The organism is Mycoplasmopsis mucosicanis (assembly GCF_006546935.1).
Classification (GTDB): domain Bacteria; phylum Bacillota_I; class Bacilli_A; order Mycoplasmatales; family Metamycoplasmataceae; genus Mycoplasmopsis; species Mycoplasmopsis mucosicanis.
Genome location: NZ_SMDN01000050.1, coordinates 1 through 304, shown reverse-complemented (window position 1 = coordinate 304; position 304 = coordinate 1). Strand labels below are relative to the sequence as shown.

The 304-nt window shown below is 27.3% G+C and carries 1 protein-coding gene; it reads left to right on the top strand.

All coding sequences use genetic code 4. The features are described 5' to 3' along the window. Positions 1-304: hypothetical protein (locus tag E1I18_RS03760; protein ID WP_211334727.1), on the top strand; the 304-nt coding region annotated here is incomplete at both ends.

Here is a 304-nt window from a genome sequence, read left to right as displayed (position 1 = left end):
ATGAAAAAATTAACAAAAGAAGTTGAACATAATTTTTCTGAATATCTTGATTTTGAGCTCGATGAAAAACGAAGAATTTTAAGTGTAACACCAAAGGAAGAATCATTTGAAAAACATATAAAAAACGCTGGATATTGTGCCATAGTAACAAACACTGAAAAAACAATTGATGAAGTCCAAAATGCATATCACAATAGAGACAGTATTGAAAAAATGTTTAGATGACTCAAAACTCAAACCAACTTAAATAAAAACTATTCATACACTGATGGAGTTTTAGAATCTAAAACATTTCTAACCTTTA